Source organism: Pseudomonas sp. K5002, from assembly GCF_013386655.1.
Classification (GTDB): domain Bacteria; phylum Pseudomonadota; class Gammaproteobacteria; order Pseudomonadales; family Pseudomonadaceae; genus Aquipseudomonas.
Genome location: NZ_JACARK010001100.1, coordinates 1 through 3,167 on the forward strand (window position 1 = coordinate 1; position 3,167 = coordinate 3,167).

Below are 3,167 nucleotides of genomic sequence, written 5' to 3' on the forward strand. Positions count from 1 at the left end.
GGGTAGGTGCGGGTGAACTCGCCGAGCACCGGCGAAATCAGCAGCACCGCGGCATCCCGGGGTACGTTCAGGCGCAGGCGGCCAATCGGCGCCTCGCGGTACAGTTCGAGGGTGTCGAGGCCGTCCTGGATCGTCGCAAAGCCGGCACTGAGTTTTTCCGCCAGTACCACGCCGGCATCGGTAGGCTCTACGGCGCGGCTGGTGCGATACAGCAATTTGACCCCCAGGCGCGTTTCCAGGTTGCGCATGGTGTGGCTCAGGGCCGAGGTGGTGACGCCAAGTTCATTGGCGGCATGCCGGAAACTGCGGCGACGGATGATCGCCATGAAAACATTCAGGTCGGCCAACTCGGAGCGGTTGAACGCAGCCATATCAAGCACCTTTTATGGGGTTTGGGTTGCACGCGGCGTTGAGCCCGATTCAACCACGGATGATCTAGAGTAATCGTTTTTTTACTGATTGTTTCTGGCGGAGGCTTTTTCATGAGTATCGAAACCATCAAGATCCCGGGCATCGACAAGGCCGTCTCGCGGATTGCCCTGGGCACCTGGTCCATGGGTGGCTCGATGTGGGGCGGCGCCGATAATGAGGTCTCGGTCAAGACCATTCGCCATGCGCTGGCCAGCGGCATCAACTTTATCGACAGTGCGCCGGTCTACGGCCTTGGGCTGTCGGAAGAACTGATCGGCCGGGCCCTGCGCGGTGTACGCCACACGGCGGTGATCGCCACCAAGGCCGGGTTGCAATGGGACGACGGCACGGTGCGCCGCAATGCCACGGCCCGACGTATCCGCAAGGAAATCGAAGACTCACTGCTGCGCCTCGAAACCGACTACATCGACCTCTACCAGATTCACTGGCCCGACCCGTTGGTAGCCCAGGAGGAAACCGCCGGCGAGCTGGAAAAACTGCGCCGTGAAGGCAAGATCCTTGCCGTGGGGGTGAGCAATTATTCGCCTGCGCAAATGGACGATTTCCGCCAGTACACGCACCTGGACACCGTGCAGCCGCCCTACAACCTGTTTGAGCGGGCGATCGACAGCGATATCCTGCCGTACGCCAAGCAAAATTCACTGGTGGTTTTGGCTTACGGTTCGCTGTGCCGGGGTTTGTTGAGCGGCAGCATGCACGCGGCCACGGGTTTTACCGGGGATGACGTGCGCAAGCTCGACCCGAAATTCAAGGCGCCACGCTTTGAGCAGTACCTGGCGGCGGTCGCGGCATTGGACGTGTACGCTCGCGAATGCCACGGCAAGTCTGTGCTGGCCCTGGCGTTGCGCTGGGTGCTGGACCAGGGCCCCACGGTTGCACTGTGGGGCGCCCGCCGGCCGGAGCAGCTCAAAGGCGTTGAAGATGCGTTCGGCTGGCAGCTCACGGCCGATGACCTGCAACATATCGACCGTATTCTGGCCAGCACGATAAAAGACCCGGTAGGGCCGGAGTTCATGGCCCCGGCCCAGCGTTAACCTTTGCGACAGGGATGTCTTGCAGCTGCAAAACACAAAAGACATTCCTTTGGCGTTGAGGTTTTTGGCATGAAGCGCGGTCCCTTGTTCAAGATCATGGGTGGTTTGCTGTGTGTGGTGGCGGTGGCAGCCGCCTGGAAATGGCGCGGCAATCCCGATGTGCTGTGGCAGATCGTCAGCCGTCAATGCGTGCCCGACCAGAACCAGCACCAGAATCCGCGCCCCTGCCTCGAGGTTGATCCGGACAAGGGGTTCGCGCTGCTCAAGGACCTCAACGGCCCGTACCAGGACTTACTGATCCCCACCGATAAAGTCACCGGAATCGAAGACGTCGCGCTGGCCCGGGACTTGTTGCCGCATTACTTTGCCCAGGCCTGGAAACACCACGATGTACTCTCGGCCGGCCTGCAAACGCCGATTGCCGACCGTTATGTATCCCTGGCGATCAACTCGCGGTATGGCCGCACGCAAAACCAGTTGCACATTCATATCGCCTGCCTGCGCCCCGACATTTTCAACACCCTCAACGAACGCGCGGCAACCCTCGACGAGCACTGGCAAACCCTGCCGGTAAAACTGCAGGGGCATACCTACAGTGCCCGTACGTTGTCGGCGGTGGAATTCGACCTGCGCGACCCATTGGCCATCCTGAATGACTACGTGCAGGCCCAGGGCGACGCCATGGCCAGTTACAGCTTGCTGTTGGCACCAGCGGCGAACGGCAACTTCGTACTGTTGACCACGCGGTTGACGCTCAAGGAATGGAACCTGGCCTCCGCCGAAGAACTGCAGGACCGCCAATGCAACCTGATGGACAAACCACCACAACGACCTGTTTTAGCTGTTAACGACATCCGGTGAAGTTTGCCGTTGAACGAGTGTTCAGTTTCAATTATGTTGGCTGCACCCCCTGCCTGGTAACAGGCGGGCTTGCGCTTTTTCTGATTGAACGAGAGGCACTGGCATGCGGTTTTCACCTTTTGTCGAGCGAATTGCAGGGCAGGGCGTAGCCGCCTGGGACATCCACCACGCCGCCTTCCAGGCCAGCAGCAAAGGCGAAGACATCATCATCCTGAGTGTGGGCGATCCGGATTTCGCCACACCCTCGTTCATCACCGACGCCGCCGTCGAGGCCCTGCGCCAGGGCGACACCCACTACACCGAAATCCCCGGCCGCCCGGCACTGCGCGATGCCATCGCCGCGCGCTACAGCCAGTCCCTGGCTCGCCCGCTCGACGCTGAAAACGTCATCACCGTGGCCGGTGCGCAGAACGCTTTGTTCGTCACCTCGCTGTGCCTGTTGCAGGCCGGTGATGAAGTGATCGTGCTCGACCCGATGTACGTCACCTACGAAGCGACCCTCAAGGCCAGCGGCGCAACGCTGGTGCGGGTGCCGTGTTCCGCCGACTCGGGCTTTCGCCTCGACCCGGCACTGCTGGCTGCCGCCATTACGCCTCGCACCCGGGCGATCTTCTTCTCCAACCCCAACAATCCCACCGGCGTTGTCCTCAACCCTCAGGAATTGCAGGTGATCGCCGACCTGGCGATCGAGCATGAACTGTGGGTCGTGGTGGACGAGGTCTACGAAAGCCTGGTGTTCGATGGCGAATACCATAGCCTGGCCGCGTTGCCGGGCATGGCCGATCGCTGCATCGTAATCGGCAGCCTGTCCAAGTCCCATGCCATGACCGGCTGGCGCAT

At 61.1% G+C, this 3,167-nt stretch carries 4 protein-coding genes; 3 read left to right on the forward strand and 1 reads right to left on the reverse strand.

Annotated features, from left to right (window positions below; translation table 11 throughout):
• The coding region (locus HX846_RS33630) for a LysR family transcriptional regulator (protein WP_178967090.1) at window positions 1-371 on the reverse strand (371 nt) is incomplete at its 3' end.
• A 111-nt stretch (window positions 372-482) separates the two neighbouring features.
• Here HX846_RS33630 and HX846_RS33635 point away from each other — a divergent pair.
• The 3 genes from HX846_RS33635 to HX846_RS33645 all read left to right on the forward strand — a co-directional run.
• Window positions 483-1,466 (forward strand): aldo/keto reductase, encoded by a 984-nt coding sequence (locus HX846_RS33635; RefSeq protein ID WP_003217060.1) that lies wholly within the window; start codon window positions 483-485, stop codon window positions 1,464-1,466.
• Between the two features lie 69 nt (window positions 1,467-1,535).
• Complete coding sequence (locus HX846_RS33640; protein ID WP_003217058.1) at window positions 1,536-2,327, forward strand: CDP-diacylglycerol diphosphatase; 792 nt, start codon at window positions 1,536-1,538, stop codon at window positions 2,325-2,327.
• A 103-nt stretch (window positions 2,328-2,430) separates the two neighbouring features.
• Window positions 2,431-3,167, forward strand: a 737-nt coding sequence (locus HX846_RS33645) for a pyridoxal phosphate-dependent aminotransferase (protein WP_178967091.1), incomplete at its 3' end; no start/stop codon positions are given.

What these genes read in the sequence shown, in the direction of transcription:
- HX846_RS33640 (WP_003217058.1), top strand. Translation starts at nt 1,536, where the DNA reads ATGAAGCGCGGTCCCTTGTTCAAGATCATGGGTGGTTTGCTGTGTGTG.
- HX846_RS33635 (WP_003217060.1), top strand. Translation starts at nt 483, where the DNA reads ATGAGTATCGAAACCATCAAGATCCCGGGCATCGACAAGGCCGTCTCG.